Genomic DNA, 19,087 nt, shown 5'->3' with positions numbered 1-19,087 from the left:
TAAGAATGATTTTAAATTATTTTCATTATTCTCAAAACAAAGTTTATAATAAATTATGAACTACTTATCCTTTTTTTATATTTTATTACTTTTATTAATTGCTCCTTTTGCATTACAAAGTAATAATAAGGAAAATACAGAAAATTTAATAAAGCTATATATGCTTTATGATTTAACTAATAACTTACCAAAAGAATTAGAAATAATAAATAAAATTAAAGATTTTGACTTAGAACAATATTACCTACTAATTACAAAATACTATCTAAAAATAAAAAAATACAAAGAAGCCAATGATTTTTTAAACAAAATAAATAAAAAAAAGATTAACAATCAAAAAATAAAAAACGAAATTATTTCACTAAAATTAAGAATAAATGAAAATAATATTAATGAAAAAGAAATTGCAAAAATTTTAAATAATGAAAAAAATATAGATGTCAAAATAATTTATCAAATATTTAATCTTATAAAATTTAAAAATAAAAAATTAGCAGCACAGATTAAAAATCTCATACTGACAAGCTATCCCAAAAGCATTTATTCTTATAAAATAAAAAGAAATGAATAAAAAAATATTAACAATACTAATATTTATTTTAAGTATTTCATCAGGACTAATGCTGTCCAACTCAATTGCTAAAAAAGTTAAATACAAAATTATTAAAGGGTATTTCATAAATAGCAATTATGTTCTAGTAAAAATTGAAAATAAAGATCTAAGATTCACCATATCAAAACCTATTTACAATAAAAAGCTAAATAATTATTACTTTAAAGGGCAGACAACAAGTCATTTCTTAATCTCCAACAATGTTGACATTGCAATTAACACAAGTCCATACGAAGTTAAACAAAACATGTTTTTTCCAAAAGGGCTATACATATATGATAAAAAATTGATTTCAAAACAAATAACTAACTATGGGGAGATTACAATAAAACACAATAAAATTGTATTAAATCCCGAAGAAGAAGAAATAAAAGAATCCGATTACGGATTTAGCGGATTTTTTGTTTTAATCAAAAACGGAAATTATAAAAAAAACTTCAAAGACATAAGACACCCAAGAACAATAATAGGAACTGACAAAAATAACAAATACTTATTTCTTGCTACAATAGAAGGAAGAGGCGTCAACAATAGCAAAGGGGCTTCTCTAAATGAAGCTATTGATTTTGCATTAAGTTATGAAATGGACAATGCCATTAACCTAGATGGAGGGGGCTCAAGCACACTCGTTGTAAAATCAAATAACGCTCCTCACAAATTAAACTTCACTACAAACATCTTTGGACAAGAAAGATATGTCCCATTTCATTTAGGAATAAAACTTCCTAATTAGAAAATCTCCAACCAATATTAAATCCAAGCATAATCTCAGTTGTTAATCCAGAAAAATTTTCATAATTAGAAAATGGAGAAATAGAAAGCATAAACAAGGGCCTAATGTATAAACCTTCAAAATCTGGGATAAAAAGATCAGCAGCAAGCCCCATGCTTAAGAAAAAGAGATTGTAGCTATTAGAAGTCAAATCAAAAGCATATTTAAATCCAATTAATGGAAAAAGCATTCTAACTTGTTCTTTAAAAACCATTGGATATGTTCCATAAAGCCCAAACGAGAAATATCTCCCATTATGAGTATTAACAAAAGCATCTTTGTAAGACATTTCAAAAAATACATAATTTGCATCAAAAAATAAATTCAAATTAATCCCATGATCTGTCCTAGTAAAATTTGGAGCAAATTTATTGGAGCCTGTTTTATCAGTATAATTAGTAAATTGATAAGAAAGCCCCCCACCAAAAGAAAGTGGATAAGAAATAATTAAATTATTAGAAGAGATGAGAAATAAAATAAAAAAAAGATATTTCTTCATTAACAATCCTTAAAAATTCTAAAAAATACTATATTATTATAGTAATATACTAAAGTAGTATATAAAAAATCAAGGAAATTATGAATACAAAAACATTATATTTAATATCCTTAATTCTTTTAGCTTGCAATAAAAATAACAAAATTCCTCTAATTCAAAAATTGAACTTGCCCAAAAGTAGCATTCTTGGCTTTAGCAATAAAGTAGGTATAATAATAAAAGACTATACTTTTCTTAGTAAAAGCACTAAGAAAAATAGCGAATTGGATTATGACTACGCAATTCTACTTAGAAAAGACGAAATCGTAAAAATTGAAAAAACACTAGAAAAAACAGAACGCTATGGAATTAAAGGGAATTGGATCCTAGTCAATTATAAGGGAACTAAAAGCTACATCTTTAGCAAAGACATAAACATAGTCAATAACATAATAATTGAACATTCTAAATAGTCTCCACTACATAACCAAAAAAAGTCCTATCAATAAAACAAATTATTTATTTTTTTTCTTATGTCTATTTTTCCTTCTTTTTTTCTTCCTTTTATGAGTAGAAATTTTTTTTAATTTTCTTTTTCTTCCGCAAGGCACTCCTTAAATCTCCTTATCAACTTTAAAAATTAAATTCAAAATGTTGTCCAAATCATCCTCTGGATGAAGCCATAAAACATTAGAAATCTTCGCAAAAAAGGTCATTTGCCTTTTTGCATATAAAAATGAATTTTTATTTATCAAACTTATTATATCATTTAAACCATAACAAGGTCTACTTTTCCATAATAAAAACTCATTATAGCCTATCCCTTTAAAAGCGGGAGTATTTTCATTGTAACCCTTTCTAAACAAACCTTTAATCTCAGAAAGTAATCCACTATCGAGCATTTCATTAATTCTTATTGATATTCTAGTTTTTAAATCTTCAAAAGACCTTTTAAGCCCTATAATCATAATATTTTTAAATTCGCTATTTTGTTTTTTTTCAAATTGGCTAATAGGAATTCCTGTTTGGTAGTAGACCTCAAGAGATCTTTTAATACGATAAATATCATTCTTATTTAACATATTAAATCTAATGGGGTCTACATTTTGCAATTCTTTTAAAAGATAGTATTTACCTTTAAGATCCAAAAGATTATTTACATAAATTCTTATTTCAGAAGTAACCAAAGGCGTTGAAGGAAATCCATCTTTTAAATGCTTAAAATAAAAAGCGGTACCTCCTACAAATATAGGAATTTTTTTTTTCTGTCTTAATTCTTTTACTATTCTTAAAGCTTGCTCGTGAAAAATGCCAAGAGCATACTCTTTTTCGGGATCTAAAAAATCTACTAAATGATGCTTTATATGCTTCATTAAATTTTTACTTGGCTTTGAAGAAGCTATATTAAACTCTTTATATACTTGAATAGAGTCAACATTAATAATTTCTGCTTTATTTCTTGGAAAATGAAACAAAATATTGCTTTTGCCCACAGCTGTAGGGCCAAAAATAAAAACTATTCTATCTTCCTTCAATTGAATAGATAAATTTACCAGTCAAAACATCATTAAAAGCTTGTCCTAATATTTTATCATCATAGACAACATGTTCTGCTAAAGAAATATTGTCTATGATTTGTTCTGTACGCATTATAGTTGCAACAACAAGTTCATAAAAATTTCCATCAAAATCTTGTATTTTTTTTAAAGGCACTTTAGTCATCTAATCTCCTTACAAACTAAACATATTAAATAAGTTTGGCTAATTTTTTAAGTTTCTTTTATCAATTTCATCTCGAATTAATTCAAAAACTTCATTTGAACTGATATTTGTAACATCAATCACTAAATCGGTCTGCGAAGAATAATCATCAATATCTATATTATAGATAGATAAATATCTTTTTTTATCATTTTCATCTCTATTAAAAGTACTACTTAAAACATCAGAATACATCCCCCCCTCTCTAGTCATTATTCTCTCAGCTCTGACTTCCATTTTAGCATAAAGATATATTTTTAAATCAGCGCTCTTAGAAATCCAAATAGCAAGGCGCGAAGCAAGCACTGTATTGTTTTTTTTAGAAAGTAAAGACAATCTTTTATCAAGATACCTATCCCAATAATAATCATCTCTTCCTATTATCTCTTTCTTGTAAAATTCCGAAAAAGGAATATTATGTTCTCTTGCAATATCGTGAAAAGTATAATTAATAAACTCAAGACCATAATGTTTTGCAAGCATATTACTAACAGTAGTATTACCACAACCACTCTTACCAGAAAGTGCTATTTTCATTCAACATTCCTTATTTGCTCTTTTATTTTTTCTAAATTTAACTTGATATTAAAAATCAAATTTTTAATATCAAGATCAACTGCCTTATTACTCATAGTTGTTATTTCTCTATGCATTTCTTGAGAAATAAATTCAAGAACTTTACCACATATCTCATATTCAAGGTTTTTATAAAAAGTTTCTATATGAGAATCTAAACGCATGATCTCTTCATTGATATCTAGACGAATTGCCATTTTAGCTGCCTCTTCTGCAATACTTATATCTCTAAATTCATCCATCAATTTAGAGATATTTTCTTTAATACTTGCAAATAATCTGGCATTTATATCATTACAAGCATCCTTAACAACCTTAAGATCCTGCTCTATTAGCACAAGGGTTGACACTATATCTGATTTAGTATTTTCTCCTTCAAAACTTCTCCCATTATTATAATGAAATAAGGTTTCCTCTAAAACACCTTTAAACAACCCATAAATCTCTTCTTGATGATCACTATCCTCATCTATTATCAAAGCTCCTTTTAAGGATAAAAAATCACCCAAACTTAGTTCGTTTTTAATATTAAGATTAGTATGCGCCAAAGAATCTCTAAGTCTAGAAATAGCTTCAATATAATTAGGATTAACCGTAAAATTCATACGAGGAACCAATTCTTTATATCCTACATTTAAAAAAACATTACCTCTACTGATATATTTCGAAATCAAATTTCTTATATCAAGATCATACCCAGAAAAAATTTCTGGCAACCTAAATTTAAATTCTAAAAATTTTCCATTATAGGATTTCAAATTAACGCTAAACATATAGTTACCGATTATCTTTTCCAAATAAAAAAATCCCGTCATGCTTTTCACTATAATACCCTTACAGAAAATCGTGTAAAATAAAATTATTTCCAGCGCCCATTGTAATAAACAAATCTCCTGATATTAATAAACTTTTTATAAAGTTAATAGAGTCTTTGACATCTTTAAAAAGATAAGTGTTTTTATTTATTTTTTTAATATTTGAAAATAATTTAACAGAAAGTTCGTCTGGATTAAAATTCTCTCTATTAGTAAGATATATATTGTGCAAAATTAATATATCAGCAACACTTAGAACTTCAACAAAATCATCAAAAAATTCTTTTGTTCTTGTAAAAGTATGGGGCATAAAATCCAAAATTATACGCCTGTTCTTATAAAAATTTTTAACACCCAAAAGCGTTTCTCTAATTTCCCTAGGATGGTGAGCATAATCGTCCATATAAATTACTCCCTTTTCCTCTTTAACAACTTCAGCCCTTCTTTTTATCCCACTATAATTTTTTGCAACTCTCTTTACCGATTCTTCAAAATTAAAAATTGATTTTCCCTTACTTTTCAAAAAAAAATTTAAAGCCAAAAGCGCTGCTGAAAAATTTAATACATTATGAAATAAAACAGTCTTAAGCTCAATATTACAAAAGCCTAAAAAAGAAAAACAAAAATATTCATTCTTAACTGCAATGTTACTTACTTGAAAATTCGACAAATCTCTAGATCCAAAGCTAAAAATATTTATATCTTTTCTATTGATTTTCCTTTTAATCTTAAGTAAATTATTATCATCAGAATTAATTATTAATATTCCATTTTTTTTCAAATTATTAATATATTGTAAAAAAGCATCTTCGAGGGACTCATAATTTTTAAAAAAATCAACATGTTCATAATCAACATTGGTTAAAATGAGCATATTGGGAATAAAATGCAAAAAATGTTTTTTATATTCACAAGTCTCAACAATAAAAATATTACTAATACCAGCTATTGCAGAATTATCTTCAAAATCTTTAACACTTGATCCCACAATAACATTGGGATTCAATCCTAATTTGTTAAAAAGAATACCTAAAAACGCCGTAGTAGTGGTTTTACCGTGAGAGCCTGCAATTCCAATACTATAGTATTTTTTAGAAAGTTCACCAAGAACCTCAGGATAAGATAAAATAGGTATATTCAATTCTTTTGCTTCAAGTAAAACTTGCAAACCATCCTTATCATAAGCTGAAGAATATACTATTAAATCAAAAGACCTATCAAGCTCCTTTAATGAAAACTCATAAATATTTTCATAATAAGAAATCTTATTATTACTCAAAATCTCATCAGTATAAAATTTATCGGGAATATCTACCCCTTCTATAAAATAACCTTTTGAATTTAAAAAACAAGCTAGAGAACAAACTCCACTCCCCTTTATTCCTACAAAAAAAATATTATTCAAACTGTCAAAATTAATTTTCATAGCTCTCTTCTAAATAATCTTTTCTGTCATAAAATTTATGTATAACTATATCAATAGACAATATATTAATTATTGTATACTTAAGTACGTTCGTAATAATATAAGTCCTAAGCATTTCTGTATTATTGAATAAGTTATTTCCAAGAGGAACATTCAAAAATAGCTTAAAAAGATAATTGCTTCCATCTTTTTTAATTTTAAGATCATAAACAATATAACTTCTATCATACTCAGAAACACAATGCTCAATAATTTGCCTTACAGCTCTTTTAGAAATAGATAAAACCCCTTCTTCATAAAAATGAGGCCTTACAACAGATCGAATATAATTTCTCTTCTTAGCAAAGAACCATCCGCTTTTAAAAAAAACTTTAATTGGATTTAATAGTAAATTGGGTCTAACAGACCTTATTTCAAAAGCAGCTGCTGGTACAACATGCTCTCCCATTTGCCTTGAAATCCTTGCTTTTTCTATTTCCTGTTTAGTTGAAACATCTGTTATGTAAATAATCTTATAAACATTTGGCAATAAAAGCCTTGAGATTATTTTATCTATCATTTTAAGACTTGTTCCTAATATTAATATTTTATTAAATTCTTCTCTTCCAAGAACTTCAAGCACTTCACTGCAATGAGCATAATCTTCAAATACAGATCTCTTTACTGCCCTAAAAACATTATCTTCAAACTTAGCAGAACTCCCAGCAATAATTTTCATATCCTTGATTAAAACGCCATCATCAATTATTAAAGGTATTGAATACTTATCTGCTACTAAATGTGATCTAAAGCTCTTGCCAGTTCCAGCAGATCCTACTAGTGCATACACCTTAACCCTAATAAATTTATGCTTAATGCTAGTTGCAAAGTTTTTAACCTTGCTTAATATTTTTTTTAAAAAAAAATCACTTGAAAAATTCTGAAAATTCATAAACACCAAAAATATCTTTTATTTGTTTTAAAAATTCTAAACCGGGCTTAGCATAAAATACATTCTTTTTAAAGAATGCTTGATTAAATTTTACCAAAAAAGCATGTAAAAAGTAATTGCTTTTTTTGAATTTATCACAGTACTTCTTGTCATTAACTAAAGGATGATTGTTAAACGAACATTGAGACCTTATTTGATGAGTAAAGCCCGTTTCAATAACAATCTCAGCAAGAGTAGCTCTTTTGGAAGATAATATTGGATTAACCCTTGTAATTGCATTAATAAACTTTTTATCCTCTAAAACAAAAGTTTTTTTCAGTCTTTTATTTCTAAATAAATGATTCTTATAAACAACAGATGACTTAACCTCACCCAAAAGTATTGCGAAATATTTTTTAGTTATAGATCCGCTACTAAATGCTGTACTTAGCTTCCTTGCAGTATTTATATTTTTTGCGAAAATAATAATACCAGAAGTATTTCTGTCAAGCCTGTGAACTGCCGAAGGCTTAAAGCTTAGAGATCTTAGGCCTTCTCTTAAAAGATAAGCATTTACTAAAAAATCAAGAGAGCTTCTGTCTCCATGAACTAAAATGCCTCTTTGCTTATCCACAACAAGTAAATCACTGTCCTCATAAATTATTCTTTTTCGAATAGATTGAAAATCAATATTGCTTTTATAAAATTCATCCATAGTTAAGTTCAAACTTTCGGCTAAAGATTTATACAAATAAATTTTATCACCTTCACAAACTCTATATGAAAAATGTGATTTGAGCCCATTCAGCCTAATGTCACCCTTTCTTATATGTTTTATTATCCTAACTTTAGACAAATTTAAAATTTTAATTAAAATTGAATCTAATCGCTTGCCATTATCATTAGCAAGAATTTCTAAAAAAATATACTTATCTAAACGCAAAAAATAATCATCCTAATAAACTTTGCTATTTTTTTTACAAAAAAAATTAACTATTAAAAATGTAAATATAGAAATAAAAAATGCTGGAACAACAGGGTGAAAAAACCAAATATTAAAACCAAAGCATAAAATGCACAAATAAGATATCAAACCCAAAAACATAGATGCAAATGCTGCTATTTTGCTTGCAAAATTTAAATAAAGTCCAAAAACAATAATAGGGAAAAATAAAACTTCTAAAGCCCCAAAAGCAAAAATATTAACAAAGAATAAAAAATTGGGAGGAAAGAAAGAAAATAGAAGTATTACTAAAATAAAAAAAACATTAGAAATCATTATTACCCTACTAACCTTTACGTCTTCTTTTAAATCTTTTTTATAAATAAATATTGACTTTATTAAAACAGATGTTATTAAGAGCAAATTTGAATCTACTGTGGACATTATTGCAGATAAAAGGCCCATAAAAAAAATAAAACGGGAAAAAGGATTTAAAACTTTTAAAGCTACATTTAAAACAACTTTATCATTTGGATTTAAATCTGGAAAAAGAATAATAGAAAAAAACCCTATTAAATGCATTAAAACAATTAAAAAACTGATAATAAAAGTAGAAATGGGAAGAGAAAATTTTATGGCATTCTCATCTTTAAATGCTATAAAATTATTAATAATCTGAGGCTGTCCCAATATTCCTATTCCTATTAATATCCAAAAAGAAATTATATATTGTGGTCTTAGATCAACATTTGAAGGGAGCAATAGGCTTTTATCTAAACTAGACACCGCTGTCTTGAACAAATTATTAATACCCCCTCCCAAATCTAACATTTTAGAAAACAAAATAACAGATGAAACTAGCATTAAAAATCCTTGAATCAAATCTGTATAGGCTACTGCTTTAAATCCACCAAAAAATACATAAATAAAAACCAATAAAGCAAAAAGCAAAAGACCCGCCGCATAATCAATACCTAAAAAAACTTCTATAAGCTTAGCGCCACCTATTAATTGGGCAGAAATCAAAAACATCGAAAAAAAAATTAATACACATCCACTCATTATCGCCAAAAAATCACTTTCATATCTATATCTAATATAATCAACAATATTTATTGCATTAATTTTTTTTGATTCGCGATTTAATCTCTCCCCAACAATAATAAAAGTAATTAAAGTCGTAGGAATTTGTATGGTAGCTAATAATATAAAAGATAAACCATACTTATAAACAGAAGAAGGACCAGAAATAAAGCTGCTAGCACTAATATAGCTAGAAGAAAATAACAAGGCCATAACAATAAAATTAATATTTCGATTTGCAAGAAAGTATTTATTTAATAACAAAAAACTACCTCTATTTATTTTTTAAAAAATCTAAAAATAAAAAATTATCAATAATATATTAAATTTTACTAATTACTAAAATAAAAAAACAAACCAAAAAAAAATTATAACGGGAAACAAAATTCCTGACCAAAAAAACCACAAAGGAATATTAAATATAGTAGCTGATCTATCAATAAAATATGCAAAACAACACCATAAAAAAAATATACAAACATACAATAATACAACATATAAAATCCTATTTCTCATTTAAAACAACCTTAGCAAAAGGATATCAAAACTTATAAATTCAAACATAATGTATATTATATAATATATTATATGAATAAAAATAAGCATATATTAGTTGGTATATGTGGAGGCATAGCCTCTTATAAGTCAGTTTACATAGTCTCTAGCTTAGTTAAATTAGGATACAACGTCAAAGTTGTAATGACAAAAAATGCAACTAAATTTATTACTCCATTAACTCTAGAAACCATCTCTAAGAACAAAATAATTACTAATTTATGGGATTTAGACCATAATGAGGTCGAACATATAAAAATTGCAAAATGGGCTCACCTAATTCTTATTATTCCTGCTACCTACAATACAATATCTAAAATTGCATCAGGAATTGCTAATGACGCGTTAACTACAATAATATCTGCAAGCACAGCCCCTACTTATTTTGCAATGGCAATGAATAACACAATGTATTCAAACCCTATTTTAAAAGAAAACATAAAAAAGCTTAAAACTTATCATTATAAATTTATTGAGCCTGATAAAGGATTTTTGGCTTGCTCATCAAATGCATTAGGACGCCTTAAAAATGAAGACAAAATTATAAAAACAATATTAAATGAATTTAACCAAAAAAATTGCTTAAAAAGCAAAAAAATACTTATAACGGCATCTAGAACTGAAGAATTAATAGATCCAATTCGCTATTTTTCAAATACATCAACGGGAAAAATGGGATTTTGTTTGGCCCAAGAGGCTATAAAGCTAGGAGCCCAGGTCACAATTATTACAGGACCAACTAATGAAAATAAACCTGAAGGGGTAAATATTATAAAAATAAAAACTGCAATGGAAATGTACAAAGAGGTTCTCAAAATATATAATAAATTTGAAATAATAATTGGAGCTGCAGCTGTTGCTGATTTTAGACCCAAACACATTTTTAATAGTAAAATTAAAAAAAATAAAACAAATAGATTATATATAAAATTAGTAAAAAATCCTGACATAATCCAACATATAGGACACAATAAACTTAAAAACCAAATTATTGTTGGATTTTGCGCTGAGAATTCTAAAAATTTAATTCAAAAAGCAAAAGAAAAACTAAAAAAGAAAAATTTGGACTTTATTATTGCAAATGAACTTAAATATTTCGGCTCAAACTTAAACAAAATTTATATAATAAATAAACACAGCATAAAAGAATTACCAGAAATGGAAAAATCAAAAGTAGCTAAAGAAATTTTAAAAATTTTATACTAATACTACTTTATAATAGTTTATCAATAATCAATAATCTTTTAAAAGCATTTTAATATATTCAGAGTTAGTTTCACTTTTAATTTTTTTAAGTTTATCAGAAAGTGATGAGGATTTATTGTAAATAGCTCCTTTTAATGCGAAATGCCTTAAATCAACATTTTTACTGTCAATGATTTTAGAATAAAAATTATCAAAATTACCCTTTTTACCAGCCAACATTGAAGCAATACCTTTTAAAACATTTGAAGGTCTATTAACATTTTCTTTGTTAACAATTTCTAAAGCAATTGACAATGCTTTTAGAGAGTCCTTATCTAAAAGGTAGCTAAACATTGATATTTTAAAACTATTATCAATCTTAAAATCAAATATGATATTTTTAATCTCAATATCCCCAAGATCCATATCAATTAAAGCCTTAGCAGAAGCCTCCCTAACCTTAAAAGATGGATCGCTTTTAACCTTGTAAATCAAAATATCCTTTGCTGAAGAGTCCTTATGACCTTTAATTGCATTAATAGCTTTAAATCTAATATTATCATCAGAATCTCTTAAAAATCCTTGTAAAATCTCTTTGGACTTCAAAGAAGGATCTTTAGATAAAGAAGCGATAATAGCCAATTTAACATTTAAATTATTATTATTACTCTGAAGATACAAATCAGCATTTGTAGTCACTTTATCTGGGGCAAGATATGACAACGCTTCAATTGCGGCAGCCTTAATTGATGGGCTCTCATAGTTATCTATAGAAATTTCATGAATTTTATTCTGATAATCAACAGCGGACATTTTTCCAAGAGCAATAAGTATTTCTTTTCTAGTGCCATCATTTCCAGAATATTTTTCAAAAACTTCCATCATATTTTTAGAATATTCAAGAGAATTAAGTTCTCCTAGATAATAAGCTGCAATAGATACCACATTACCCTCTTTATTTTCAAGAATCTCAATAAGAGTTTTTTTTAATTTATCTTTATCACCAAACTCCTTAAGATACAAAATTGCCAAACTAAATAAAGCATTTGAATATCTTTTGCTCTCATAATTTTCAAGAATATAATTTGCCGTATCAATACCCCCTGAATACTTAAGAGAAATAAACAATTCAAGTATTTCCTTTTTGATCTCGGCATTAAAGGTTTTTTCAAGTCTTTTTTTAAGAGAAAAGTTATATTGACTGTCACTTGATTTTTTAAGAGCTTTTATAATGTTTGTAACTTGACTATCAAGTCCGTAAAGAATTGTATCGTTAACATACTTACTATCTAAACCAACATTAGAAAAATTATCGCCTTTAGAAAAATTTTCTCTCTCAAGCTTATTTTCTATAACTTCAGGCAACAAAGGGGGCTTAGGAAGAACTGGGGAATTAACATTTTGAGCATACACATTTAAAATAAACAAAAAAAATAAAAAATTAAAGAATTTCATAAAGCATCCCTCCTAATAAACTTAAAAAGTTTATTTATTCCTAAAAGAAAATAACAAACAAACAAAATAAAAATACTAACAATTCCTGCCAAAATTAAAAAATAAAAATTTTTAAAACTAAAACCCACATCCCACTGAAACTTTTCAAAAATTAAATAAACTATATATAAAGGGAAAAGAGTTAAAATTGACTTCACAAGAATAAATAAAATTTCAATTAAGTCAATTTTAACTCCACTTTTTAATATTATAAAATAAAAAACAATTACACAAATCATAAAAGAAATAGATTGGGCTAATGCCAAAGCATTCAAACCATAATAATTAATACCAAAAACAGAAAGTAAAATATCAAGAATAGAAAATAAAACACTCAAATAAAATGGTGTTTTTGCATCGCGAATAGAAAAATAATATTTTTGAAAAAAACTAAACATCGAATAAAAAAGTAAACCTAAAAGGAAACATTTTAAAACACCCGCTGTTTTTTGAGTATCATAAATAGAAAACTTACCCCCCATAAGAAATAAATTCAAAATATAATCAGACCAAATAAACATCAAAAAAGACACTGGAATAAAAATTAACAATAAAATTTTAATTCCATCTACTAAAAGTATGTTTAATTTTATATTATTATCCAAAACAGCATACTCTGCCATTTTAGGAAAAATTACTGTTGCAATAGAAATATAAAAAATTCCTACAGGAAGCTGATAATAAACTATAGCATTACTAAGAATAGAAACACTTCCTATCTCAAGGGTAGATGCTAATGCAAATGAAATCTGCTGAGTAACGATTGAAATAGAAAATCCAAAAATCATACGAATCCATCTACTTAAAAAATTTAAAAATACCTTTTCTTTAAAATAAAATGTTGGCTTCCAATCAAAACCAATCATAAGGCAATTTACAAAAGGAATCAGAAATTGCAAAAACCCACCAAAAATTACTCCAATAACAGCACTATATATTCCAAAACGATCATAAAATAAAAATATGCTCAATATTATTCCAAAAGAAAACATAATAGGTGAAATTGAAGGAATAAAAAAAATTTTATATGAATTTAAAACAGATATGAAGATTGATGATAGACTTATTAATAAAATATACAATACCAAATAACTAAATATAGAACTTGCAAAAATTAAGTTTTCTCCCCTATAATAAGATAAAAAATACATAATAGGCTTTGCAAAAATAATCATAACTAAAACAATTAAACCAATAGAAATAACATTAAAAGTTATAACAGTCCTGAAAAAAGAAACGGCTTTATCTTTCGATTTGTTTTTTTCATATGTAAATTCGGGTAAAAAGGCTGAGGTCATTGCGCCCTCTGAAAGAATTTTGCGCAAATTATTAGGAATATTGAAAACATAGTTAAAAATATCAGCATCAAGATTTGCACCAAAATAATAAGAGAAAATCTTTACCTTTGCAAATCCCATTATTCGTGAAAAAAAAGTAGAAATCATGACCAAAACTGTAGAAACAATATATTTATTCATCAAAATTTCCCTCTTCATACTTTTTTAAATATGAAGTTCTAAAGTTTAAAAAATTATCATTTAAAATTGAGGTTCTGATCTTTGAAATCAACCGAAACATATAGTGAATATTATGTTCACTTGCCAAAATTATCCCAAAAAGCTCTCTTGATTTTATCAAATGCCTTAAATATCCTCTTGAATACCTTTTACATAAAGTACACCCACAATTTTTCTCTACAGGAGAAGTATCCTCTTTGTACTCTTTCTTACTAATACGCATTATCCCATTGTCTGTTAAAAGAGACCCGTGCCTAGCAATTCTTGCAGGATTAACACAATCAAAAATATCAATGCCATAGTATATAGCATCAAGTATGTAATGAGGAGTACCAATGCCCATTACATATCTTGGCTTTTCTTTTGGTATAAGAAAAGAACTATATTCAAGAATTTCTAAATATTTTTCTCTTGGCTCTCCAACAGAAATACCCCCAATAGCAACACCTGGACTATCTAATTCTAATATATCATTGATACTTCTTTTCCTTAAATCTTTAAAAAAATTTCCCTGAGTTATTAAAAATAAAAGACCGTTGTATCCTTCTTTTTTATTTTTATAAGACTTCAATGTACTACGAGCCCAATTGGTTGTAATATTTGTATATAAATTAGCTTCATTATAATCAATCCCATAAGAACTACAAATATCAAGTGGCATAATAATATCACTGCCAAAAATTTCTTGCATAGCAAATACTCCCTCAGGAGTAAAATAATGATAAGATCCATCCAGATGAGATTTAAAATGTACACCTTTTAAATCAATTTTTCTCAGACTAGAAAGAGAAAACACCTGAAATCCGCCCGAATCAGTTAAAAAATTTTTATTCCAAGTTGTAAAATTATGAAGACCGCCATATTTTTCAATAGTTTCAATACCCGGCCTTAAATATAGATGATAAGTATTTGCAAGCATCAAATTACATTCTAACTTCTCAAGAACAGTATGCTTTAATCCTTTCATTGCCCCCAAAGTACCAACTGGCATAAAACAAGGGGTATCTACTCTGCCATGAGGAAGATTTAAAAATCCAACCCTTGCATTAGAATGTTTGTCATTCTTAATTACTCTAAACATATAAACATCCTAAATAATATATTATTTCCTAACAATCCTATAAACAAAAAAATTAACAATCAAAAAAAATATAGTTGTAAAAGAGCTTGCCACATATATATCTAAATAACCAAGATCCGCTAAAAAATTAAAAATTACAATAGATATGACATAAACAACAGCAAAAGCGATACTATTTAATAAACTGAGTATGAAAATATTTTTTTTAAGAGCAAGAGCAATAAAGCCCACAGTAAAACTAAGAAGTATTAATCTAAATGAAAAAAATACCCTATTTAACAAATCAAACAATGCATTAGAATAATTTAAATGTTCACTTTTGAGAAAACTTATCCAATTAATAAGTTTAGTAAAATTTAACGCCTTTGATGACATCATCACAGTTCTTATGTAGTCAGGTTCTAGCTTAATAATTCCTGTCCCATCAAGAACATCATAGGCATTCTCTTTAATTTTTCTACCCGCCTTAACAAACTCTCTAATACCATAAAGCTTCCACTTATTATCTTTCCATTCAGCTTTATCTATATCATATCTTATTTGAAACTCATCTTTACTGTTTTTAATTATAATCATTAAGTTAGAAAAAGAATTCTCATCAATATCATAAGATTTAATATTATAAATTTCTCTAGCAAGATCTCTAATTATTATAGTTTTATCACTAGATCCACTATTGCCAATACTATTCCTAATAAGAATATCTCTTCTTGCTACAGTATCTACTACCAAATAATTATCAAAAAAGAAAAGAATAAATGAAATAAATGCACTAATCAAAATTATTGGTCTTAATATTCTGGTAAGTGAAACTCCACAACTAAAAAGACCTATTATTTCATTTCTCATAGAAAGATTACCAATAAGATTAGAAATAGCAAAAAGAAAAGATAAAGCAACTCCATCAGAGAAAGCTTTTGGCAAATACAAATAATAAATATAAAGAATATCCTTAAAACCAACATTCTTTTCAAGATAATTGAGAAGATTAACAAATAAATCACCAAGCATAATTAAAATCATGAAAAGTAAGTTCATGGATAAAAAAGTAAGAATGATGCTTCTTACAAAAAGCTTATCTATTTTCATTTTTTCAATAATCTCAAAAAGAGAATTGCTCCTGCAATAATTAAAATTAAATTTGGTAAAATAGTAACAATAATAGGATTTGGTGCATACTGCACAGTATAAACTTTCCCACCAATAAACATTACCCAATAAAAAACACAAACGATAATTGAAATTACAAGCTCAAGAATAATAGAATACTTCCTATTAGAACACATTCCCATTGAAAAAGCTAAAAAAATAAAAAATAAAACTGAAAGTGGTAAACTAATTTTTTGATAAAATTCAAGATTAAACAGAGCCAAATTTTGGTTCATGCTTTTATCCTGATAAGGCTTAAAATTTAAATTTAAATTATACATATAGTTTAAATTTTCAAAAACATAAGATTCATCTGCATAATAGTTTTGGTTGTATAAGTAATTTAAATAAAGATTTGAAAAATTTAAACTTAAAAAGTCCCCTTCTAGATTATTTTTTATATTTGAATCTACGATTAAATTGTTTTGCTTTTTAATTAATTTTATAACATCTCTCATGCTCATTTGAGAAGGAGTCACATAATTTAATAAAAAACTATCGCTAAATGTAACTTGATCAATTGAATATTTCATCTTATCTGCATAAAAATAATCATAAAATCCACCTTCGCTGTCTGTTAAAGCAATAGAGAGAACATCATTTAAAATAAAATAAACTTGAAAATTTTCTTTTCTAATATCAAGATTTTTTGCCATAAATATTCTATCAAATCCCTTAAGCCTTGTGTTATCAAAAAAAGTTACATTTTTATAACCATTTTCCGATTTCTCACCAGAAACAAAAATTAAATCTCCATACTGTTTGCTTGAATAAGGTTTTAATACTAAATGGGGGACTTCTTCTTTTATTTCATTGAAAATTTTCAGCCTACCAATAGATCCAAGTGGAAGTAAAATATCATTAGATATAAAAGATATAAAAACAATAACTACTCCCAATTTAAAAAATGGAATAATCAAATCAAAAATTGATATACCAATTGAACGAAAAGCTAAAATTTCATTGTTAATCTTGAATTTATGAATAGTAAGAATTACTGAAATCAAAGAAGCAAAAGGGGGAGAAAGCGCAATTACCATAGGAAGAGAATATATAATAAAAATAAAAGCTTTAAAAAAGGGAACATAATTTTGAAGAAGTATTCTCATAAAGAATAAAATTTGATTTATAAAAAATACGAAAAAGAAAAATAAAAACGTAATTAAAAAATATTTAAAAAATTCAGTAATTATGTAAGACTCATAACTGTTTTTTAATATTTTCATCTACAAAAACCAAGCCATTATTAAGAGTAGCCAATATAACATAATTTTCAAATCTAGAAACTTTTATTAAATTTAAATTAAGAAGTCCATTATTAGGCCCAAAATAATCCCAATTGTCATTTTCAGAATCATAAATCAATAGCCCATGATCAAAGGTTGCAAACAACAGCTTTTGATCTTTAATCTCCATATCCATAAAATAATTAACATTAACATTATTGGCAATAACGTGCTTTTTATAGCTATTTTTACTTAAATTTAATTCAAAAAGACCCCCACCATATGTTCCAATAAAATAACTATCTTTATATCTTTTTATAAAATTAATATTTTTTTCATTATCATTCTTGCTAAAAAAATCCAAATGCTCAATCTTCCCTAAATTACCGACATTAATACTGTAAATAGCCTTGTCAACTGTTCCAACTAATAATAAATTTTTCACACTATCAAAGCACATTGAAGAAATTTTATTAGATCCAAGTGGTATATTTTTCCAATTTTTTAAATCATAAAACCATAGCCCAGAATTTAAAGTGCCAACAAATACTCCATTTTTAACACCAAGCAAAACTTGTACATTGCTAAAATCAGCATTATTAGGAACATTTATTTGCTTCAAATCTCCATCAGTATTATCTATATAATAAACAACATTTTTTCCCCCAATATAAATTGTTCCATTATACTCTGAAAAACCCCTAATGCCATTTAGAAAAATGCTTTTTTTATCTTTAAGGTAGACTCTATAATCATTTTTTTTAATATTGTACCTTAAAAGCCCACCCAATATATTAGTTACAAATATATTCTCGTTAAAAACAAATATATCAAAAACACTATTGTCAAGAAAGCCTAAGGATTCTAAGTTTAAATGACTTACCCCAAGCTTATTACTTAAAAAATCATAAATCTCTTTATCATAGCCTGAAATAGAAAATTCATTAATCTCTTTAAATGCAGAAATTGCATCTGATTTTTCTTTAACAAGATATTTCAATTCAGCTAATCTTAAGCTAGCATGAGAATATTTATAATTTTTTAAAAAGAGATCAAAATTATATTCAGAAAGATCATAAAAGCCATTCTCATAATTTACATATCCAAAAAACAAATTTGCCTTAGCTAACAATTCCCTATCATGCTGATTCTCATTAGCCACTATTTTGTTCAAATAATAGCTAGTCAAGCCAATATTTTTCTTAGCATAACTTTCTCTGGCCTTTTTAAAATAAAAATTATCTTCATTTAAAAAAGCATTACTAAGGAAAAAAAATTCATTATCTTTTAATCCTACCAAATAGTCTCTTTTAAATTCACTCTCATTAACAACATTATTATCATCAATGATAACCGCTTCTTTTTTCTTTTCTACAAAATCACTAATTTTAGAATCTTGAATAACCCTATTTTGAATAGATCTATTTGTAGTAAGACAGGAAAAAAATAAGACAAAACATATAAGATAACCTTTAAATAAATTATTTAAAACAAATTTCATAT

The 19,087-nt window shown here is 26.3% G+C and carries 20 protein-coding genes; 4 read left to right on the top strand and 16 right to left on the bottom strand.

What is annotated here, in order from left to right:
- Positions 1–55: 55 nt before the first annotated feature.
- Both QIA31_RS04700 and QIA31_RS04695 read left to right on the top strand, forming a co-directional pair.
- Positions 56–571 carry a hypothetical protein gene (locus QIA31_RS04700; RefSeq protein ID WP_151060464.1) on the top strand — a complete coding sequence of 172 codons (516 nt, stop codon included), beginning with the start codon at positions 56–58 and terminating at the stop codon, positions 569–571.
- On the top strand, positions 564–1,346 hold the full coding sequence (locus QIA31_RS04695) for a phosphodiester glycosidase family protein (RefSeq protein WP_301394426.1): 783 nt from the start codon (positions 564–566) through the stop codon (positions 1,344–1,346). The genes QIA31_RS04700 and QIA31_RS04695 overlap by 8 nt, the downstream gene beginning before the upstream one ends.
- Here the strand turns inward: QIA31_RS04695 and QIA31_RS04690 are convergent.
- Entirely contained in the window at positions 1,339–1,884 is a 546-nt protein-coding gene (locus QIA31_RS04690; RefSeq protein WP_301385970.1) for a hypothetical protein, read from the bottom strand. The two genes, QIA31_RS04695 and QIA31_RS04690, sit on opposite strands and share 8 nt — an antisense overlap.
- A gap of 80 nt (positions 1,885–1,964) precedes the next feature.
- On the opposite strand from QIA31_RS04690, the gene QIA31_RS04685 reads away from it, so the two are divergent.
- On the top strand, positions 1,965–2,336 hold the full coding sequence (locus QIA31_RS04685) for a hypothetical protein (protein ID WP_151073693.1): 372 nt from the start codon (positions 1,965–1,967) through the stop codon (positions 2,334–2,336).
- Between the two features lie 141 nt (positions 2,337–2,477).
- Here the strand turns inward: QIA31_RS04685 and miaA are convergent, their stop codons facing one another.
- The 9 genes from miaA to QIA31_RS04640 form a co-directional block, all read right to left on the bottom strand.
- Positions 2,478–3,398 (bottom strand): tRNA (adenosine(37)-N6)-dimethylallyltransferase MiaA, encoded by a 921-nt coding sequence (miaA, locus tag QIA31_RS04680; RefSeq protein WP_301394425.1) that lies wholly within the window; start codon positions 3,396–3,398, stop codon positions 2,478–2,480.
- Positions 3,385–3,585: a DNA-directed RNA polymerase subunit omega gene (locus QIA31_RS04675; RefSeq protein WP_151060459.1), complete on the bottom strand. Its 201-nt coding sequence runs from the start codon at positions 3,583–3,585 to the stop codon at positions 3,385–3,387. Before QIA31_RS04675 ends, miaA begins: the two co-directional genes overlap by 14 nt.
- Before the next feature lie 39 nt (positions 3,586–3,624).
- Complete coding sequence (cmk, locus tag QIA31_RS04670) at positions 3,625–4,161, bottom strand: (d)CMP kinase (protein WP_151073690.1); 537 nt, start codon at positions 4,159–4,161, stop codon at positions 3,625–3,627.
- Positions 4,158–5,024: a YicC/YloC family endoribonuclease gene (locus tag QIA31_RS04665; RefSeq protein WP_301394424.1), complete on the bottom strand. Its 867-nt coding sequence runs from the start codon at positions 5,022–5,024 to the stop codon at positions 4,158–4,160. The genes cmk and QIA31_RS04665 overlap by 4 nt, the downstream gene beginning before the upstream one ends.
- Before the next feature lie 10 nt (positions 5,025–5,034).
- Positions 5,035–6,441 carry a UDP-N-acetylmuramate--L-alanine ligase gene (gene murC / locus QIA31_RS04660; protein WP_301394423.1) on the bottom strand — a complete coding sequence of 469 codons (1,407 nt, stop codon included), beginning with the start codon at positions 6,439–6,441 and terminating at the stop codon, positions 5,035–5,037.
- Entirely contained in the window at positions 6,431–7,372 is a 942-nt protein-coding gene (locus tag QIA31_RS04655; RefSeq protein ID WP_301394422.1) for a hypothetical protein, read from the bottom strand. Before QIA31_RS04655 ends, murC begins: the two co-directional genes overlap by 11 nt.
- Positions 7,347–8,294, bottom strand: a complete 948-nt coding sequence (locus QIA31_RS04650; RefSeq protein WP_301394421.1) for an RluA family pseudouridine synthase — start codon at positions 8,292–8,294, stop codon at positions 7,347–7,349. Before QIA31_RS04650 ends, QIA31_RS04655 begins: the two co-directional genes overlap by 26 nt.
- 12 nt (positions 8,295–8,306) lie before the next feature.
- Positions 8,307–9,641: a sodium/pantothenate symporter gene (panF, locus tag QIA31_RS04645; protein ID WP_301394420.1), complete on the bottom strand. Its 1,335-nt coding sequence runs from the start codon at positions 9,639–9,641 to the stop codon at positions 8,307–8,309.
- A 75-nt stretch (positions 9,642–9,716) separates the two neighbouring features.
- Positions 9,717–9,893 carry a DUF997 family protein gene (locus QIA31_RS04640; protein ID WP_301385956.1) on the bottom strand — a complete coding sequence of 59 codons (177 nt, stop codon included), beginning with the start codon at positions 9,891–9,893 and terminating at the stop codon, positions 9,717–9,719.
- A gap of 72 nt (positions 9,894–9,965) precedes the next feature.
- Here QIA31_RS04640 and coaBC point away from each other — a divergent pair, with 72 nt between their 5' ends.
- Positions 9,966–11,138 (top strand): bifunctional phosphopantothenoylcysteine decarboxylase/phosphopantothenate--cysteine ligase CoaBC, encoded by a 1,173-nt coding sequence (coaBC, locus tag QIA31_RS04635; RefSeq protein WP_301394419.1) that lies wholly within the window; start codon positions 9,966–9,968, stop codon positions 11,136–11,138.
- A 27-nt stretch (positions 11,139–11,165) separates the two neighbouring features.
- Here coaBC and QIA31_RS04630 read toward each other — a convergent pair whose 3' ends face one another.
- The 6 genes from QIA31_RS04630 to QIA31_RS04605 are packed head-to-tail and all read right to left on the bottom strand — an operon-like array spanning position 11,166 to position 19,085.
- Positions 11,166–12,572 (bottom strand): HEAT repeat domain-containing protein, encoded by a 1,407-nt coding sequence (locus QIA31_RS04630; protein WP_301394418.1) that lies wholly within the window; start codon positions 12,570–12,572, stop codon positions 11,166–11,168.
- Entirely contained in the window at positions 12,569–14,089 is a 1,521-nt protein-coding gene (gene murJ, locus QIA31_RS04625; RefSeq protein ID WP_301394417.1) for a murein biosynthesis integral membrane protein MurJ, read from the bottom strand. The genes QIA31_RS04630 and murJ overlap by 4 nt, the downstream gene beginning before the upstream one ends.
- Entirely contained in the window at positions 14,082–15,209 is a 1,128-nt protein-coding gene (gene tgt, locus QIA31_RS04620; protein WP_301385950.1) for a tRNA guanosine(34) transglycosylase Tgt, read from the bottom strand. Before tgt ends, murJ begins: the two co-directional genes overlap by 8 nt.
- Positions 15,210–15,230: 21 nt before the next feature.
- A complete protein-coding gene (locus tag QIA31_RS04615; protein ID WP_301394416.1) occupies positions 15,231–16,298 on the bottom strand; it encodes an LptF/LptG family permease in 1,068 nt (355 codons plus the stop codon).
- Entirely contained in the window at positions 16,295–17,584 is a 1,290-nt protein-coding gene (locus QIA31_RS04610) for an LptF/LptG family permease (RefSeq protein WP_301394415.1), read from the bottom strand. The genes QIA31_RS04615 and QIA31_RS04610 overlap by 4 nt, the downstream gene beginning before the upstream one ends.
- Positions 17,559–19,085 (bottom strand): hypothetical protein, encoded by a 1,527-nt coding sequence (locus QIA31_RS04605; RefSeq protein WP_301394414.1) that lies wholly within the window; start codon positions 19,083–19,085, stop codon positions 17,559–17,561. Before QIA31_RS04605 ends, QIA31_RS04610 begins: the two co-directional genes overlap by 26 nt.
- Positions 19,086–19,087: the final 2 nt, after the last annotated feature.

The organism is [Borrelia] turdi, assembly GCF_030439285.2.
Lineage (GTDB): Bacteria > Spirochaetota > Spirochaetia > Borreliales > Borreliaceae > Borreliella > Borreliella turdi.
This window is presented reverse-complemented; position numbering and strand designations above follow the sequence as displayed.

Bases quoted from the DNA above. Each gene is read 5' to 3' on its own strand.
- QIA31_RS04700 (WP_151060464.1), top strand. From the start codon at position 56: ATGAACTACTTATCCTTTTTTTATATTTTATTACTTTTATTAATTGCT.
- QIA31_RS04695 (WP_301394426.1), top strand. From the start codon at position 564: ATGAATAAAAAAATATTAACAATACTAATATTTATTTTAAGTATTTCA.
- QIA31_RS04690 (WP_301385970.1), bottom strand. From the start codon at position 1,884: ATGAAGAAATATCTTTTTTTTATTTTATTTCTCATCTCTTCTAATAAT.
- QIA31_RS04685 (WP_151073693.1), top strand. From the start codon at position 1,965: ATGAATACAAAAACATTATATTTAATATCCTTAATTCTTTTAGCTTGC.
- QIA31_RS04675 (WP_151060459.1), bottom strand. From the start codon at position 3,585: ATGACTAAAGTGCCTTTAAAAAAAATACAAGATTTTGATGGAAATTTT.
- cmk (WP_151073690.1), bottom strand. From the start codon at position 4,161: ATGAAAATAGCACTTTCTGGTAAGAGTGGTTGTGGTAATACTACTGTT.
- murC (WP_301394423.1), bottom strand. From the start codon at position 6,441: ATGAAAATTAATTTTGACAGTTTGAATAATATTTTTTTTGTAGGAATA.
- QIA31_RS04655 (WP_301394422.1), bottom strand. From the start codon at position 7,372: ATGAATTTTCAGAATTTTTCAAGTGATTTTTTTTTAAAAAAAATATTA.
- QIA31_RS04640 (WP_301385956.1), bottom strand. From the start codon at position 9,893: ATGAGAAATAGGATTTTATATGTTGTATTATTGTATGTTTGTATATTT.
- coaBC (WP_301394419.1), top strand. From the start codon at position 9,966: ATGAATAAAAATAAGCATATATTAGTTGGTATATGTGGAGGCATAGCC.
- QIA31_RS04630 (WP_301394418.1), bottom strand. From the start codon at position 12,572: ATGAAATTCTTTAATTTTTTATTTTTTTTGTTTATTTTAAATGTGTAT.
- murJ (WP_301394417.1), bottom strand. From the start codon at position 14,089: ATGAATAAATATATTGTTTCTACAGTTTTGGTCATGATTTCTACTTTT.
- tgt (WP_301385950.1), bottom strand. From the start codon at position 15,209: ATGTTTAGAGTAATTAAGAATGACAAACATTCTAATGCAAGGGTTGGA.
- QIA31_RS04615 (WP_301394416.1), bottom strand. From the start codon at position 16,298: ATGAAAATAGATAAGCTTTTTGTAAGAAGCATCATTCTTACTTTTTTA.
- QIA31_RS04610 (WP_301394415.1), bottom strand. From the start codon at position 17,584: ATGAAAATATTAAAAAACAGTTATGAGTCTTACATAATTACTGAATTT.
- QIA31_RS04605 (WP_301394414.1), bottom strand. From the start codon at position 19,085: ATGAAATTTGTTTTAAATAATTTATTTAAAGGTTATCTTATATGTTTT.